Below are 17,082 nucleotides of genomic sequence, written 5' to 3' on the forward strand. Positions count from 1 at the left end.
TCAAAATATCGAACAAAACTAACCGTTACTGTTTAGTTTACTATTTTTATAGCATATAAATAGAGTTGTATTTAGTTTATGAAACGCTACCTTCTTTTAATTTGTATTCTTTTATCATCTGTGTCTTTAATGGCACAAGATGAGAATACAGCTATAGGGGTAGTTGTTAATGCTGCTAATAGAAAACCTTTGGAAGGTGTAAATATTGTCAATTTAAATTCTGTTAAAGGAACTACAACAAACAATGAAGGTGAATTTAAAATTACTGCTAAAGTAAATGACACCCTTCATTTTTCATATCTAGGTTTTAAATCTATCAAGGTTAGGGTTACTAATGACTGGTTGAAATTTGGAAGTGCAGAAATTACACTTACCGTTCTACACGAAGCTTTAGAGGAAGTTGTTGTTAATCAACTTAGGCTCACAGGGTACCTTGAAGTTGATATTGCACAAGTTCCGTTGCCAAATGATAATTACCGTTATAGTATATCTGGGCTTTCTAGAGGTTATGAGGCCTCAAAACCTTCTGGTATAAATAAAATCATTGGTTCTATTTTTAATCCAGCAGATTTTTTACACAGAATGTTTGGCAAAAAGCCCAATGAATTGCGAAAGCTGAAACAGATGAAAGAAGATGATGAAATTAGAAATCTATTGGCTTCAAGATTTGACCGGGAAATGCTCACGGCTTTACTAAAAGTTGAACGTGTTGATTTAGATGAAATTGTAAGTCAGTGTAACTATTCAAAAGGCTTTATTCAATCTGCTAACGATTTACAAATTCTTGATGCCATTAGTGAGTGCTACGAAGAATACAAGCTATTGAGTAGAGGTAGAAATGATAGACTTTAACATGTTTCGATTTCTATCACTTCAACGCTTTTGAAAAGGTTACTATTGATGATTAAACCTATCTACAATTTCATCATAACTCTTGATAGTTTTAGATATCCAATTTAGTTTTTTTTCTTGAATTTCGGTTTCTGTGAGTTGCCAATCTAAATTGCTTTGTTTCATTTTGGTGGTTACATGTTCTAGTATAATGGCTGCAGAAACAGAAATATTCAAACTCTCTGTAAAACCAACCATAGGGATTTTTAAAAAACAATCTGCTTGTTGTAAAACTTCATCTGATAAACCCTCGGTTTCTCTACCAAAGAAAAAGCAAGATTTTTTGGTAACATCAAAATTATGCAACTCACAATCTTGGGCATGTGGCGTGGTTGCCACAATTTGATAACCTTTTTGTTTTAAATCAGCAATACAATCTTTAACCGAGTTGTATCTATTTAAATCTACCCATTTTTGGGCTCCCATGGCTATCTCTCTATCAATACGTTTGGTATTAATTTCTTCAATAATGTTTAGCTCCTGTATTCCAAACGCGTCACAACTTCTAATAACAGCACTAGTATTGTGCAGCTGGTAAACATCTTCGATGGCCACTGTAAAATGCTTGGTACGTTGTTGTAAAATATTATTAAAACGTTGCTTTCTGTTTTCGGTTAGATAGGTTTCTAAATATTGTAGTAAATTTAAGTCAATCATTAAATTAGTATTATATTTAAGCTGTATAAATATACAAATACCATGAGCTTACATACCCGCTTTAAACTATTTATAATAATCATTTTTTTACTAGTTTCTACAATCTCTTTTCCTCAAGACAATTACAGCACACAAAATGCTAACAATAGTTCTATTCCATTATTGGAAATAGAAGACACTGAAGCTAATGATGAAAAAGTTTTGGACTTAGGTTATAAAATTCGGGACGCTATATTAGAGGAGGATGTTGAAAAATTCATGTTACATATTGATTATGATTCCTTTGGAAAGTTAGTTACAAAAGATATTGATGAGGATGGTGATACAAAAGCATTTAAAAATGGGTTCCTTAAAGGCCTAAAATCTGGAATTAAATCACTACCACAAAAAATAATTAAAGAGGTTAATGCAGGAGGTTATTATGATTTTGTGAATTTTTATTACAGTGAATCAAATAAAACCTATTTCATGTTATTTAGATTTTATTCACCCATTACAGGAATAAATTATCACGATTATGAAGTGTCAATATCAAATAACACGTTTACTTTTAAAGATATCTATATTTATTTATCTGGCGAAGACCTTAGTCAAACTTTTAGACGATTCTATATGTATAATCTTCCCAAAAAGAGTTTACTTAATTTTTTTGGAGAGGATAATGCAAAAGAGTTTGATAAAGTAGTTAATGCTGTATATTTATACAACAGAGGTGATTTTTTAGAAGCATACAATAAGTTTAAGGAAATTAAAGGCCATTTAAGTACCGACAAATTTATTTTAATCATTAAAGCTGCTTGTGCATCAAACATTAATGATGAAGAGTACAAAATAGCGATGGAAACTATTGCTAAAAAGTATCCTGATGATTCCTCTATTTATTTGACTCAACTGGATTATCATTTACTTAATGCAAATTATGAAACAGCTCTAAAACTGGTTGACAGGTTACAGGTAGATACATCAGATGATTTTCTAAACTTACTAAAAGGTAATATTGAATACAATAAATTAAATTATGATAAGGCCCTAGAACATTTTAAATATATATCTGATAACTATCCTGATTTTTTTGAAGGACATTCATCTTATTTAACAATGTTAGCATTAAAAGAGGAATTTGAAAACTGCATAACATTTTTAACTTTTTTAGTTGATGAAGGCTATAATAAAACCGATTTAATAGAATTTATTGAAGAACCTGATGAAAATGGTGAAAACAATTTGAATAATCTTGCGGAGTCTGAGCTTTATAAGAAATGGAAAAATACATAAAAAGACCATTTGGATTTAAAATGACAATAACTTAGAAACAAGTATAAATTACACACAATAGAAAACACCTTAAAAAGAATAAAAACTTTTAACTTATAACTTTTAACTTATAACTTTTTATGTATATTTGCACCCAATTTCGGGTTAACCTCTGGCGAGAATCGTGAATGTTGTTTCGAATTAACCATTTGTAAAATATAAAAAGATGGAATCTTTAGTAAAATTTGTTCAAGACGAATTTGTAACAAAAAAAGAACTACCAGAATTTGGAGCTGGTGATACTATTACCGTTTATTACGAGATTAAGGAAGGAAACAAAACCAGAACTCAGTTTTTTAGAGGTGTTGTGATACAACGCAGAGGATCTGGAACTTCTGAAACATTCACTATTAGAAAAATGTCAGGATCTATTGGAGTAGAGCGTATATTCCCGTTAAACTTGCCTGCTTTACAAAAAATAGAAGTGAACAAACGTGGTAAAGTACGTAGAGCACGTATTTATTACTTTAGAGGTCTTACTGGTAAAAAAGCTAGAATTAAAGAGCGTAGAAGCTAGTAAACGATAAAAACTAAACAATAATGAAAAGCCTTGATATAAATCAAGGCTTTTTTTATTAACAAAAGTTAATAACTATGGTTTACAAACGGTTGATATCTAATAGCTTAAAAAATTTGTTTTTTAAAATCTCAGCACTATATTAGCATTAAGAATAACACCAAGTCTTAAAGGAATTGTTTTCATTTTAAAAAAGTGAATTTGTGTCATTCTAACAATAAGGTAACGTTCTTTATTTTATTGATTGTTTTTTGAGGTTTTGAAGAACCAGGTGTATGCGTGGAAAACAAAAAAACCATGAAGCCGTAAAAAGTCCTGTATATTTAAGTAGACAGCAACTAATGCGGTTGAAAGCTTTAAAAAGCAGCAAAACGAAAGTAAAGCTGTAAATAAGAGCAATGCTTTAAACAAACCCTACGTTAAAATGAAAGGTGAGATTAACAGCATCAAGAAAAACAATTAAACTGAAACATTCTAGTAATAGGTCAATACATTTTGAAAATTACGTTAAATGTTTCACTTGAAATGACAGTACTGAGATTGAAAAGATTTGATGAAAATTTAAATCGATTTAGTAGAAATACTAAATAGATATCAGTCACGTGATTTCAAAAAAAGCCATATCAAGGGAGATTTAGTTCTGCAATGATATGGCTTTTGTTTTTTATAACTTCAATGGTTAATTTTTATCAATTTCGTATTGATGAATCACTATTTTGTAATTCTAATAAATTTAACGGGTTTAATTAGCTTTCAATTAAAAATTAGGTAGCAATAAATGTCTATTTTCGTATATTCGCATCGCTAAAAAAGAATCTTCTACCATTAACCAGTTTTTTAGCACCCTAATAATTAATAAAAACGACGGGAATGTCTAAAATTATTTACACAAAAACTGATGAAGCTCCGGCTCTAGCCACACGCTCATTTTTACCAATTATTCAAACATTTGCAAAGTCTGCAGGAATTGATATTGAATCAAAAGATATCTCTTTAGCCTCTAGAATCCTTGCAACATTTCCAGATTATTTAAATGATAATCAACAAGTTCCTGATGATTTAGCGTTTCTTGGAGAACTGGTTAAAAAACCAGAAGCAAACATTATAAAATTACCAAACATAAGTGCCTCTGTTCCTCAGTTAGAAGAAGCTATTGAAGAATTACAAGCTAAAGGTTTTGCTGTTCCGGATTACCCTAGTGAACCAAAAAATGATATTGAAAAAGACATAAAAGAACGTTACAATAAAATTAAAGGTAGTGCTGTAAATCCTGTTTTGAGAGAGGGAAATTCAGATAGACGTGCGCCAAAAGCGGTTTCTCATTATGCAAAAAAGAATCCACATTCCATGGGTAAATGGGAAAAAGACTCAAAAACTCACGTGGCTTCTATGGAAGCACATGACTTTTATGGCTCTGAAAAATCTATTACACTCGCTAATGCAACAGAATTTAAAATCACTTTTAACGGTCAGGATCTAAAAGGTTATGCTCCCTTATTAGCCGGAGAAATCATTGATACTTCTGTGATGAGCATAAGTGCCCTTAAAGAATATGCAAAGAAGGAAATTGCAGATGCCAAAGCTAATGGTGTATTGCTATCATTACACATGAAAGCAACCATGATGAAAGTTTCAGACCCCATTATTTTCGGTGCTATTGTTGAAGTTTTTTATAAAGATGTATTTGAAAAATATTCAGAATTGTTTGATGAATTAGGCATTACCGCTACTAATGGTATTGGTGATGTTTATGATAAAATAGAAGGGCATCCAAAAGAAAAAGAAGTGATAGCAGCTATAGAAGCTGTATACGAAGATGCTCCAGCTGTTGCTATGGTAGATTCTGATAAAGGAATTACCAATTTGCATGTGCCTTCTGATGTTATTGTTGATGCATCAATGCCAGCAATGATTCGTACAGGAGGACAAATGTGGAATGCCAAAGGGCAACAACAAGACACCAAAGCATTAATACCTGACAGGTCTTATGCGGGTGTATTCCAAGCCACTATCGATTTTTGTAGAGAGAACGGTGCTTTTGACCCCGTAAAAATGGGAACAACACCTAACGTTGGTCTTATGGCTCAAAAAGCCGAAGAATATGGGTCTCATGATAAAACGTTCCAATTAAGCGAAGCTGGTACTGTTGAAGTTGTAGATAAAAACGGTGATGTTCTTTTATCTCAAAAAGTTGAGGCAGGTGACATTTTTAGAATGTGTCAAACTAAGGATGCTCCTATTCAAAACTGGGTTAAACTAGCAGTTGACAGAGCAAGAGCAACCGGTTGGCCTGCAGTTTTCTGGTTAGACGAAAACAGAGCCCATGATGTAGAACTTATTAAAAAAGTAAATACTTATTTACCAAATCACGATACATCAGGATTAGAAATTTATATTAAATCTCCTATTGAAGCTACTTTATATACTTTAGATAGAGTAAAAGTTAACTTAGATACTATCTCTGTAACTGGTAATGTATTACGTGATTATTTAACAGATTTGTTTCCCATTTTAGAGTTAGGAACTTCTGCGAAAATGTTATCAATTGTGCCTTTAATGAATGGTGGCGGATTATTTGAAACTGGCGCAGGTGGTTCTGCGCCTAAACATGTTGACCAATTATTAGCAGAAAATCATTTACGTTGGGATTCTTTAGGTGAATTTTTAGCATTAGCCGTTTCTTTAGAACATTACGCTGATGTTAACAACAACCCAAAAGCTAAAATTCTCAGTGAAACTTTAGATAAGGCCACAGAAAAACTTCTTGACAACAAAAAAAGTCCTTCAAGAAAAGTAGGTGAATTAGATAACAGAGGAAGCCATTTCTATTTAGCAATGTATTGGGCACAAGAATTAGCAAATCAAAGTATGGATACAGAACTTAAAAATGAATTTAAAATCATTGCAGAGAAGTTACAAGAAAATGAAGACGCTATCGTAAAGGAATTGAATGATATTCAAGGTCAACCAACAGATATTGATGGATACTATATCCCAAATGAAGCATTAGCTAATGCTGTTATGAGACCATGTAAAACCCTCAATGACATTTTAAGTTAAATAAAAACATAACAACTTGTTAAAAGCTCCTAATTGGGAGCTTTTTTTTATACATTTATAAAAAATTGTTATTAGATGAAGCACCCTCTTTTGTGGTTTCTTTTTTTATCCTTTTTTGTTTGTAAAAGTATAGCTCAGGAAAAATTTACCTTAAGTGGTGTCATTACAGAGGAAACAAGTAATGAAACCCTCATTGGTGTTAATATTATTTTTCCAGAAATTAAAGCTGGAACTACCACCAATGAGTATGGTTTTTATTCTATTACACTCCCCAAAGGAAACTATACTATTACCATTAGTTATTTAGGCTACTCAACAGTTTCAGAAACTCTTAATCTCGATAGAAACTACACTAAAAATTTTAGTTTACAAAACGCTCTGGAAAATTTAGATGCAGTTGTGATTACAGAAGATATTGAAAAACTTAGTATAAAAAAACCTCAAATGAGTGTCAACAAACTCACTTCTACTACCATAAAAGAAATACCTGTTGTACTTGGTGAATCAGATATTGTTAAAGCCATTACACTTTTACCCGGTGTAACTACTGTAGGGGAAGGCGCTTCAGGATTTAATGTAAGAGGAGGTGCTGCAGACCAGAATTTAATTCTTTTAGACGAAGCTATCATTTACAATTCGTCTCATTTGTTCGGTCTGTTCTCAGTTTTTAATCCTGATGCCATAAAAGATTTAAGATTATACAAAGGTGGTATTCCTGCTCGCTATGGTGGACGTGTTTCTTCCGTTTTAGATATTTATCAAAAAGAAGGAAACAGTAAACAATTCCATGCGAACGGCGGTATAGGTGCGGTTTCAAGTAGATTGCTAGTAGAAGGGCCATTAAAGAAAGACTCAGGCTCATTTTTATTTGGAGGGAGATCTAGTTATGCCCATTTATTCCTACCACTTTTTGATATAGAGAACGTTGCTTATTTCTACGACCTGAATACCAAGCTAAGTTACAAGATAAACGACAGGAATAATATTTACTTATCTGGATATTTTGGAAGAGATGTGTTCAGTATTGAAGATAGTTTTGAAAATATATATGGAAATACGGTTTTAAACTTTAGATGGAATCATTTATTTTCAGATAAATTATTCTCAAATCTATCCTTAATTTATTCTGATTATTACTACGATTTAAAACTGAGTTTTGTCGGATTTGAATGGGTTTCTGGTATAAGAAACTTCAATTTTAAATATGACTTTAAACATTATCTATCCAATAAACTAAAACTTCAATACGGCTTAAATAGCATTTATTACAAGTTTAACCCAGGAGATATAAAACCTACTTCAGAAACATCGGGTATAAACCCTTTTAAACTTACTGATAAATATGCTTTTGAAAATGCATTATACCTTGATGCGGAGCATAAACTTTCAAACAATCTTTCTGTATCATACGGTTTAAGACTTAGTTCCTTTTTAAGACTGGGACAAGACGAACTCAATGTCTATGACAATAATGAAGCCGTAGTTTTTAATGATAATCTTCAAATCTATGAAGCAGCAAACCCTATTGCTACAGAAACATTTGAAAGAAGTGATGTCATTGAGAATTTCCTCAACTTTGAGCCAAGGTTTTCAATGGCTTTACAACTAAACACAAATAGTTCGGTAAAGGCAAGTTACAATAAAATGTATCAATACCTGCATTTGTTGTCAAACACTAACGCTCCTACCCCACTTGATATTTGGACACCCAGCGGTAAATACATTAAACCGCAATCGTTACATCAATATGCCATAGGATACTTTAAAAACTTCAAAAACAATCTATATTCACTGGAGATAGAAAGTTTTTATAAAACCATTGACAATAGAATTGATTACATTGATGGAGCTGACTTAATTGCTAACAATGCCATAGAACAGGTTATATTAAATGGACAAGCTCGAGCTTATGGGCTAGAATTTTTAATTAGAAAGAATGAAGGGAAATTTAAAGGCTGGCTGGCTTACACTCTATCAAAATCTGAACAACAAACTAAAGGACGTACACCAACCGAAATAGGAATTAACAATGGTGAATGGTACAGAACACCATTTGATAAAACTCATGATATTTCGTTAACTACAAGTTACAATTGGAGTGACAGATTAAAATTAAATGCTAATTTTTTATTACAAACAGGACAACCAGTAACTTTTCCAAATGGCCAATATGAGTATAACGGTATTAACATTCCAAATTTTGGTCTTAGAAATGAAAACCGACTACCATCTTACAATCGATTAGATCTTTCAGTTACCTATGAACCAAAACAGAAAAAGAAAAAGAACTGGAAAAGCCAATGGGTATTAAGTGTTTACAATGTCTACAATCGAAAAAATGCAGCCTCCATTACATTTGGGCAAAACTTTGATACAGGTTTAAATGAAGCTACAAGACTAGCACTTTTTGGAGTTGTACCATCAATATCATATAATTTTAAGCTATAAAATGAATAGATTAATTTACATAATTGTTCTTAGTTTACTAATCATTTCATGTGAAGATGTTATTGATGTAGATTTGACTACTGTCGAAACTAGATTGGTAATTGATGCTTCATTAAGTTGGCAAAAAGGTACACAAGGTAATAATCAGGAAATAAAGTTATCACTTACTGCTCCCTATTTTAGCACTACCATTCCTGCTGCAACAGGCGCAACGGTTGTTGTAACAGACACAAATAATAATACGTTCAATTTTATAGAACAAGGGACTTCAGGAATTTACCAAAATAATACTTTTATTCCTGAAATTAATGGTGATTACACACTCATAATCAATTATAATAACGAAACTTATACGGCCACAGAATCACTAAAATCTGTGGTTCCAATTGACTTTGTTGAGCAAAATAATAACGGAGGTTTTTCTGGTGAAGATATTGAAATAAAAGCTTTCTACACAGATCCTATAGACCAAGAAAACTACTACTTATTTCAGTTTCAAAACAATCAAAATGTACCTATGTTAGAGGTATATGATGATGAGTTTACCAATGGCAATCAAATTTTTGGCTTCTTTTCAGATGATGAAATGAAAGCCAATGATAATCTAGACATTAAAATCTTAGGAATATCCAAACGTCATTACGAATACCTTTTTATTTTACTCCAACAAACTGACGATGAATCTGGAGACCCTTTTGAAACTCAACCTGCTACAGTTCGTGGGAATTGCATAAACCAAACTAATCCTAAAAATTATCCGTTAGGTTACTTTAGAGTTTCAGAAACAGATGTTTTTAATTACACGGTGCAATAATTAATTAAGCCTTAGTTTATCTATTTAAACTATATATAGAAGTACGATTACAGCGTTCTTAATTAAAACGGTGTGATTTTTGATGTTTTATATTATTCATGAAAGAAAATTAGCATAACATTAACATCATTTAAAAAGATTATACCCTTACTTTAACCAATCAAACAAACCAAGAATGAACAAAAAACGAGTAGCCTATATTATAGGTATTTTAGCCCTACTAATAATTGCTTATTACTATTTCAGTTCTAACGATGATGAAAATATCGCTTTAACAACTAAAGTAATAAAAGGTACTTTTTTAAATGAAGTCTATATTTCTGGTGAAGCTCAATCTACAAGTTCAAAAGAAATTAATGGCCCTACCAATGCTAGGCGCTATGGAATTTATAACATTAAAATACAGGACCTTGTGCCAGAAGGAACCGTTGTGAAAAAGGGAGACTATATTGGTAAACTCGATGTATCTGAACTAAATGGTAAAATTCTAGATGCTCAATTAAATCTTGATAAAGCACTATCCAGATACACCCAACAAGAACTTGACACAACTTTAACACTAAAACAAGAACGAAATGCTATTAAGGACCTGTCGTTTAGTATTGAAGAAGATAAGTTAGAACTAGAACGTTCTGTTTATGAACCCCCTGCAACCATTAGGTCTTTAGAAATTAAAATTGAGAAAACAGAAAGAGACTTAAAAGAAAAAGAAGCTGATTATTCTATTAAAAAAAGACAAGCCGATGCTAAAATGATAGAAGTTGGAACAGAGGTGTCTAAAATAAAAAAACTAATAGAAGAATTATTAGAATTACAGAAACAGTTTACCATACACTCTGAAGATGATGGTATGATAACATACATTAAAGAATGGAATGGCACCAAAAAGAAAGTAGGCTCTACAATATCCCCTTGGCAACCTGCGATAGCCAGTTTACCAGATTTATCAAAAATGGAATCTAAAACCTATAGCAACGAAGTAGATATACGTAAAATTAAAAAGGGTTTGAAAGCAAAAATAGGTTTTGATGCATTTCCTGACATTGAATTAGATGGTGTTGTTACTGATGTTGCCAATGTGGGAGAAACTAAAGCTGGGTCTGATATTAAACTCTTCCAAGTTTTAATTAAGCTGAATGAAACCAATAAAAACATACGACCCGGAATGACCACATCCAATAAAATACTTACCCATCAAGAAGACAATGTATTAATAATGCCGCTAGAAGCCGTATTTTCTAAAGACTCCATTAGCTATTCTTATGTAAAATCTGGGTACACAATAAATAAACAAGAGGTGAAATTAGGGTTCTCAAATAATGAAGTTGTTATTATAGAAAATGGACTTAAAGAAGGTGATATTGTTTACTTGAATAAACCAGACGGTTTGGAGGAAAAAAGTATAACACTGTTAAAATAATGATGGTAGATAAAATACTTTTAGAAAAGCTAAAGTCTAACTTCACAGAAGCTTTTTGGTTTATTAAAACAAATAAAATCAGATCTTTTCTAACTGCTTTAGGTATTATATTTGGAGTAGCCTCTGTAATAACCATGCTGGCAATAGGTAATGGTGCAGAAAAAGAAATATTATCACAATTAGAATTGGTGGGAGTTAATAATATTGTTGTCACCCCAATTCCAGATGAAAAAGAAGATGATGAAAATGATAATAAAGAGGAAAGTGAAAAATCTGAAACGAAGCGTTTTACAAAAGGACTTGATATTTTAGATGCTGAAAGTGTAAAGAATTATATCCCAAGTGTTAAAATGGTTAGTCCAGAAATTATATTAGAAACCTATGTGATAAATAATGGCAAACAAAATCCTGTTAGACTCATTGGAATTTCTAATACATTCTTTCAAACATCAAATATAAATTTAGAGAATGGCAAAAGCTTTTCAGATTACCAAACAAAAAATGCCTTACCTGTTTGTATTATTGGGAAAAAAGTTGAAAAAAAACTTTTTACAGGTGAAAGTGCCTTAGGTAAACAAATTAAAGTTAAAGATGTTTGGCTTCAAGTGATTGGTATCATTGAAGAAAAATTCATTTCAAATAAAGCTCAAGAAAATTTAGGTATCAGAGATTTAAACGAAGATGTATATATCCCTATTAATACCTTTTTGGTAAGATATAAAGACCGCAAGATAATAAGTAATAATGTTACGTCCTTTGGCGGTGGTGGTAATTTTATAGTGGTTGGTGGCAACCAAAATGGTCCTAAACAAAGAATTCCTCGTGGCAACTATCACCAAATTGATAAATTAACAGTTCAAGTTTCTAATTCTAATGAATTAAAGGCCACTGCCGAGGTTCTAAGTAAAATGCTGAGGCGTAGGCATAATGATGTCTTAGATTTTGAAATAACAATACCTATTCAACTTTTAAAACAGCAACAAAAAACAAAGCAAATATTCAATATTGTTTTAAGTATTATCGCAGGCATATCCTTATTAATTGGTGGTATTGGTATTATGAATATTATGCTAGCCTCTGTTCTTGAAAGAACTAAGGAAATAGGCATTATTCGTGCTATTGGTGCAACTGAAGAAGATGTTGTCTTGCAATTTCTATCAGAGTCTGTGTTAATAAGTGTAGGGGGTGGTATTATAGGGATTTTTGTTGGGATAATAGGAGCTTATATCATTGAAATAGTTTCGGGAATAGAAACTATTTTATCCATAAATTCCATAACTATATCGTTTTTAATAGCTGTAATTGTTGGGCTTGTTTTTGGAATATTTCCAGCAAAGGCAGCAGCTAAAAAAAGACCAATTGAAGCTTTAAGATCTGAATAATATAAATATGAAAAAAATACTTCTACTACTTATTGTTATTATTCCAACAATAGTTTTTTCTCAGTCCAAAAAAATAACACTAAACCAAGCCATAGATATTGCTCAAAAAAGTTCTCCAGAATATAAAATCAATTTAAATATCAATCAATCAAGCTACTGGAGGTTCAGAAGATATAAAGCTAGTTTTTTACCACAACTAAACTTAAATGCCACTTTACCAGAATATACTAATGCTATTATACGTCAAACAAATGATGCTGGACAAGATATTTTTGTAAATCAAAATCAACTTTTAATTTCAGGAGGCCTATCTTTATCACAAAGTGTACCCTATACGGGTGGTATATTATCGGTTTTTTCTAACTTAGAAAGAGTGGAACTTTTTGGATTATCAGATAATATTCAATACTCTGTAATTCCTTTTAGCTTAAGTTACTTTCAAAGCTCACTTTTTTACAATGAATTTAAATGGGACAAGAAAATTGAACCGCTCATTTATGAAGAATCAAGGAGAGAATTTGTTGAAAGTATGGAACGAATATCTGTAAATACGTCCAGAAGATATTTTGAGCTACTTAAAGCACAAATGCAGTTGGAAATTGAAAAGATAAATCTATCAAACCAAGACACGCTGTATCAAATTGCTAAGGGACGATACAAAATGGGTAAAATTGCTGAAAATGAATTACTTCAAATGGAATTAACCCTTTTAAATTCTAAAAATAGGGTAACAGCTAATACTTTGGAAGTAAAAAGAACATCCCAAAACTTAGCCAGATATTTGGAGTTAGGCACCGAAAACATTACGTTGGATATCCCCGAGGAATTACCTCTATTTGATGTTGATGTAAATAAAGCCTTAGCAGAGGCTAAATCTAATAGAAAAGCAGTCATTGAATTTAGAAGAAAACGATTAGAAGCCGAAAAAGAAGTGAATTTTCAAAAGGGAAATAACAGATTACGCCTAGGAGTTAGAGCTAATTTAGGCGTTTCTCAAAATGGTAATGATTTTAATAATCTGTTTAATAACTTTAATAGACAGCAAAATGTCTCGGTCTCCATAGGAATGCCAATATTTGATTGGGGTGTATCTAAATCAAGAAGAAAAATGGCGGAAGCTAATTTAAATTTAACAAACAATAATATTAAACAAGACAAGCAAGAATTTGAACAAGAAATCTACCTTCATGTATTAAATTGGTCTAACCAAAGAGATTTTCTGTATACATCTCAAAAAGCAAAAGAGGTTGCAACAAAACGATATGAAATTTCTAAAAAGAGATACATTTTGGGTAAAATATCTATAACAGACTTAAATATTGCATTGCGCGAAAGAGATGATGCTTTAATTAAATATCTCAATTCTTTAGAAGCATTTTGGAGAGACTATTTTACATTGAGACAACTAACACTTTATGACTTTATTGATAATAAAAAAATTGAAGTAGAAGACATTCTGTATGATTAATATCTATATTTAATTCATACTTTTGAATAATGAGCTTTCAAAAAACTACAGAACAAGATTCCTATTATAATCATCTTGAAAAGATGAGTGTAAAAGAGCTTCTTTTCAATATTAATAAAGAAGATCGAACTGTTCCACTTGCAGTTGAAAAAGCACTTCCTGAAATTGAAACATTAGTCCATCAAATAGTAATAAAGCTAAAAACTGGCGGACGGTTATTTTATATTGGTGCCGGTACAAGTGGTCGTTTAGGTATTGTTGATGCTTCTGAATGTCCACCTACCTTTGGAGTATCCCACGAGTTGGTTGTAGGGCTTATTGCAGGTGGAGACTCTGCTATTAGAAAAGCTGTTGAATTTGCCGAAGACTCTACAACTCAAGGATGGAAAGACCTTCAGGCTCATAATATTTCTAAAAATGATGTTGTAGTTGGAATCGCTGCTTCAGGTACTACACCCTATGTTATTGATGCCTTAAAAACGTGTAATGAAAATAATATTATTACCGGTTGTATAACTTGCAATCATAAGAGTCCTTTAGCTCAAACAGCACAATTTCCTATTGAAGTCATTGTAGGACCTGAATTTGTTACAGGCAGCTCAAGAATGAAAGCGGGTACTGCACAAAAACTAGTTCTCAATATGATTACTACTTCTACCATGATTAAATTGGGTCATATTAAAGGCAACAAAATGGTTGATATGCAATTGAGCAACAACAAGCTTGTTGACCGCGGTACTAAAATGATTGCAAATGAATTACAAATACTTGAAGATGAAGCCAAAAAACTTTTAGATGAATTTGGAAGTGTACGAGTAGCAATCAAAAATTACCATGACAGAAACAAAAAGAACAGATAAGGAGGTTCTAGTAAAAGGGCTTAAATTTATGGGCGGATCTTTAGTCTGTATGTTTATTGGGCCTACGCTTATCTATATTTCTCAAACAAAAGTAAAAAGTCCTATTGATACAATATTACTTATTATAGCAATTCTAATATGCGGATTTGCTATTTATTTAGCCTTTAGAGGTATCAATATTATTTTAGATAGCATGTTTAAAAAGAAAAATTCCTAGTATTATGTGGTAGCTTTTGGTGTAGTAGGATTATATCCAAAATCAGTATCTTCAAAATTAATATTTAAACCTTTCAAAATATAGTTTATAATAGCATAGTGATGGATAGTATGGCTGTTAGCCTGTGAAAAAAGTGAAGCCATAGTGTATTGCATTTCAATTTTTCCTAATCCTAAGTCATCTATTACAATAACTGTGTCACTCATATTAAATTCAGCAGTTTTTAACTTTTCTTCAATAAAACTCAAATAGGATAAGGCTGTGCAACATTTAGTTTCTACGGCCCTATTTCTACTTCGGGCAGTTAAATCAATAAGATTATCTGAATTTTTATTGAAAATACAATCATAAAAATCTAAAATATGTCTAACATGAGAACCTATACTTGAATGGTAAGGTGAAATAGAAGTATTACAGAGTTCTTTATCGGAAATTTTTTCTAAAAGGGATCTAGATTTCTTAAGAGTTTTAAGGGTAGATTCAATGATTATATCCATACAAACTAAAGTAACTAAATAATTTGAAAATAAAAATTTTAGATTTAGTCTTTAAAACCCCACATCCTTACAGTCTTTTTAAATTATTAGCTTAGTAATAATTACCTACATTCATCAATACTTTATGAAGACCCTCATAAAAACAAAAATATCCATTTTTATGCTTCATCAATACTTTTTATTTCAGATGTTTATAACAAAGAGTCAAAGTTTAATACAAATAATACTCAAAATAAGATTTATAAAACTAATCCCCTTGTCTCAATATTATTAAACAATAGATTTATGTATCCCAAAAGACCATAAATTAGATAGAGAAACTATTTTGAAAGCCGTTGTAATTAGCTTTTTAAAGCATTAAGTTAATAACCCTAAAAAAAAATTAGATTAATTCATTAATATTCATTACTTTAAGTTTACAAACCAAACCTGTTTACATATGAAAATGCGCAAACTAACTTTTCTAATCTTCATACTCACAACATTGTTTTTTTTAAATTGTAAAAACGAAAAAAAATCAGAAATAGTTGAAGAAGAAATTGTGGAAGTTGAAAAAATTCAATTTCCAACTAACACCATAGATATTATAACTCGTAGTATGGAATTTCAAAGTGTAGACACCATCGCTTCTGGTTGGAACACATTTAAATATAAAAACCTATCCAACGAAACACACTTCTTTTTATTGGATAAATATCCCGAAGGAAAAACAGTTGACAATGCTATTACCGATATAGCACCTGTTTTCGAGGAAGGTATGGATTTAATTAATGAAGGTAAAGCAGAAGCTGGTTTTGCAGCCTTTGGCAAATTACCAGAGTGGTTTGGAGATATTGTATTTTCGGGAGGTTCTGGGCTTATTGCACCCAAGCATTCAGCAATTACCACAGTAAAATTAGAACCAGGTTATTATATCATGGAATGTTATGTAAAAATGCCTAACGGAAAATTCCATACGCTTATGGGAATGGCTAAACCATTAGTTGTTACCGAAGCAGCTAGCGGCAATACACCACCAAAAGCGACAGTTAATATTACTTTATCTGGAGAGGAAGGTATTAGTTATGATAAAGCAATAACTAAAGGCAGACATATATTTTCAGTATTTGTTAAAGATCAAAAACCACATGAAAACTTTATTTGGCATGACTTAAATCTTGTTAAACTAGATACTAATGCAAATGAAGAAGCTCTAGAAGCTTGGATGGATTGGTCAGACCCTAAAGGTTTAATTACCCCTGTACCAAACGGCGTAACCTTTTTGGGTGGTGTAAATGATATGCCAGCAGGAAGAACAGGATATTTTTACGTAGACTTAAAACCAGGTAAATATGCTTTTATATCAGAAGTGCCAAATAGTAAAGCCAAAGGTATGCTTAAAATATTTACTGTAGAATAAAGTCAAAAAAAAATCCCGATCCTAAAATAATTAGAATCGGGATTCAAAAAAGGCAACGACCTACTCTCCCACAAATGTAGTACCATCGGCGCTAATGGGCTTAACTTCTCTGTTCGGAATGGTAAGAGGTGAGCCCCA

14 protein-coding genes and 1 rRNA gene are annotated in these 17,082 nt (G+C 31.6%); 12 read left to right on the forward strand and 3 right to left on the reverse strand.

What is annotated here, in order from left to right:
- Positions 1-78: 78 nt before the first annotated feature.
- Positions 79-852, forward strand: a complete 774-nt coding sequence (locus DFQ02_RS12750) for a carboxypeptidase-like regulatory domain-containing protein (protein WP_116524815.1) — start codon at positions 79-81, stop codon at positions 850-852.
- 42 nt (positions 853-894) lie between these two features.
- Here DFQ02_RS12750 and DFQ02_RS12755 read toward each other — a convergent pair whose 3' ends face one another.
- On the reverse strand, positions 895-1,548 hold the full coding sequence (locus tag DFQ02_RS12755; protein ID WP_116524816.1) for a TrmH family RNA methyltransferase: 654 nt from the start codon (positions 1,546-1,548) through the stop codon (positions 895-897).
- Positions 1,549-1,590: 42 nt separating this feature from the next.
- Between DFQ02_RS12755 and DFQ02_RS12760 the strand changes: the two genes are divergently transcribed.
- The 10 genes from DFQ02_RS12760 (at position 1,591) to DFQ02_RS12805 (ending at position 15,048) form a co-directional block, all read left to right on the forward strand.
- Positions 1,591-2,823 (forward strand): tetratricopeptide repeat protein, encoded by a 1,233-nt coding sequence (locus tag DFQ02_RS12760; RefSeq protein ID WP_116524817.1) that lies wholly within the window; start codon positions 1,591-1,593, stop codon positions 2,821-2,823.
- Positions 2,824-3,028: 205 nt separating this feature from the next.
- Positions 3,029-3,379: a 50S ribosomal protein L19 gene (rplS, locus tag DFQ02_RS12765; RefSeq protein WP_116524818.1), complete on the forward strand. Its 351-nt coding sequence runs from the start codon at positions 3,029-3,031 to the stop codon at positions 3,377-3,379.
- Between the two features lie 870 nt (positions 3,380-4,249).
- Complete coding sequence (locus DFQ02_RS12770) at positions 4,250-6,439, forward strand: NADP-dependent isocitrate dehydrogenase (protein WP_116524819.1); 2,190 nt, start codon at positions 4,250-4,252, stop codon at positions 6,437-6,439.
- A gap of 75 nt (positions 6,440-6,514) precedes the next feature.
- Entirely contained in the window at positions 6,515-8,887 is a 2,373-nt protein-coding gene (locus DFQ02_RS12775; RefSeq protein ID WP_116524820.1) for a TonB-dependent receptor, read from the forward strand.
- A gap of 1 nt (position 8,888) precedes the next feature.
- Complete coding sequence (locus DFQ02_RS12780; RefSeq protein WP_116524847.1) at positions 8,889-9,701, forward strand: DUF4249 family protein; 813 nt, start codon at positions 8,889-8,891, stop codon at positions 9,699-9,701.
- A gap of 175 nt (positions 9,702-9,876) precedes the next feature.
- Positions 9,877-11,121, forward strand: coding sequence for an efflux RND transporter periplasmic adaptor subunit (locus DFQ02_RS12785; RefSeq protein WP_116524821.1), 1,245 nt, complete (start codon positions 9,877-9,879; stop codon positions 11,119-11,121).
- Between the two features lie 2 nt (positions 11,122-11,123).
- Entirely contained in the window at positions 11,124-12,503 is a 1,380-nt protein-coding gene (locus DFQ02_RS12790; RefSeq protein WP_116524848.1) for an ABC transporter permease, read from the forward strand.
- Positions 12,504-12,510: 7 nt separating this feature from the next.
- Positions 12,511-13,971 carry a TolC family protein gene (locus tag DFQ02_RS12795; protein WP_116524822.1) on the forward strand — a complete coding sequence of 487 codons (1,461 nt, stop codon included), beginning with the start codon at positions 12,511-12,513 and terminating at the stop codon, positions 13,969-13,971.
- A 29-nt stretch (positions 13,972-14,000) separates the two neighbouring features.
- Positions 14,001-14,831, forward strand: coding sequence for an N-acetylmuramic acid 6-phosphate etherase (gene murQ / locus DFQ02_RS12800; protein WP_116524823.1), 831 nt, complete (start codon positions 14,001-14,003; stop codon positions 14,829-14,831).
- Positions 14,806-15,048 carry a DUF6095 family protein gene (locus DFQ02_RS12805; protein ID WP_116524824.1) on the forward strand — a complete coding sequence of 81 codons (243 nt, stop codon included), beginning with the start codon at positions 14,806-14,808 and terminating at the stop codon, positions 15,046-15,048. Before murQ ends, DFQ02_RS12805 begins: the two co-directional genes overlap by 26 nt.
- Positions 15,049-15,050: 2 nt before the next feature.
- Here DFQ02_RS12805 and DFQ02_RS12810 read toward each other — a convergent pair whose 3' ends face one another.
- Entirely contained in the window at positions 15,051-15,545 is a 495-nt protein-coding gene (locus tag DFQ02_RS12810; protein ID WP_116524825.1) for a hypothetical protein, read from the reverse strand.
- Between the two features lie 445 nt (positions 15,546-15,990).
- Here DFQ02_RS12810 and DFQ02_RS12815 point away from each other — a divergent pair, with 445 nt between their 5' ends.
- Positions 15,991-16,944 carry a hypothetical protein gene (locus tag DFQ02_RS12815; protein WP_181896418.1) on the forward strand — a complete coding sequence of 318 codons (954 nt, stop codon included), beginning with the start codon at positions 15,991-15,993 and terminating at the stop codon, positions 16,942-16,944.
- A 47-nt stretch (positions 16,945-16,991) separates the two neighbouring features.
- Here DFQ02_RS12815 and rrf read toward each other — a convergent pair.
- A 5S ribosomal RNA gene (rrf, locus tag DFQ02_RS12820) occupies positions 16,992-17,082 on the reverse strand; the annotation flags it as partial.

Source organism: Seonamhaeicola aphaedonensis (assembly GCF_003386195.1).
Classification (GTDB): domain Bacteria; phylum Bacteroidota; class Bacteroidia; order Flavobacteriales; family Flavobacteriaceae; genus Seonamhaeicola; species Seonamhaeicola aphaedonensis.

Bases quoted from the DNA above. Each gene is read 5' to 3' on its own strand.
- DFQ02_RS12815 (WP_181896418.1), top strand. From the start codon at position 15,991: ATGCGCAAACTAACTTTTCTAATCTTCATACTCACAACATTGTTTTTT.
- murQ (WP_116524823.1), top strand. From the start codon at position 14,001: ATGAGCTTTCAAAAAACTACAGAACAAGATTCCTATTATAATCATCTT.
- DFQ02_RS12780 (WP_116524847.1), top strand. From the start codon at position 8,889: ATGAATAGATTAATTTACATAATTGTTCTTAGTTTACTAATCATTTCA.
- DFQ02_RS12810 (WP_116524825.1), bottom strand. From the start codon at position 15,545: ATGGATATAATCATTGAATCTACCCTTAAAACTCTTAAGAAATCTAGA.
- rplS (WP_116524818.1), top strand. From the start codon at position 3,029: ATGGAATCTTTAGTAAAATTTGTTCAAGACGAATTTGTAACAAAAAAA.
- DFQ02_RS12750 (WP_116524815.1), top strand. From the start codon at position 79: ATGAAACGCTACCTTCTTTTAATTTGTATTCTTTTATCATCTGTGTCT.
- DFQ02_RS12755 (WP_116524816.1), bottom strand. From the start codon at position 1,548: ATGATTGACTTAAATTTACTACAATATTTAGAAACCTATCTAACCGAA.
- DFQ02_RS12790 (WP_116524848.1), top strand. From the start codon at position 11,124: ATGGTAGATAAAATACTTTTAGAAAAGCTAAAGTCTAACTTCACAGAA.
- DFQ02_RS12770 (WP_116524819.1), top strand. From the start codon at position 4,250: ATGTCTAAAATTATTTACACAAAAACTGATGAAGCTCCGGCTCTAGCC.
- DFQ02_RS12785 (WP_116524821.1), top strand. From the start codon at position 9,877: ATGAACAAAAAACGAGTAGCCTATATTATAGGTATTTTAGCCCTACTA.
- DFQ02_RS12805 (WP_116524824.1), top strand. From the start codon at position 14,806: ATGACAGAAACAAAAAGAACAGATAAGGAGGTTCTAGTAAAAGGGCTT.
- DFQ02_RS12795 (WP_116524822.1), top strand. From the start codon at position 12,511: ATGAAAAAAATACTTCTACTACTTATTGTTATTATTCCAACAATAGTT.
- DFQ02_RS12760 (WP_116524817.1), top strand. From the start codon at position 1,591: ATGAGCTTACATACCCGCTTTAAACTATTTATAATAATCATTTTTTTA.
- DFQ02_RS12775 (WP_116524820.1), top strand. From the start codon at position 6,515: ATGAAGCACCCTCTTTTGTGGTTTCTTTTTTTATCCTTTTTTGTTTGT.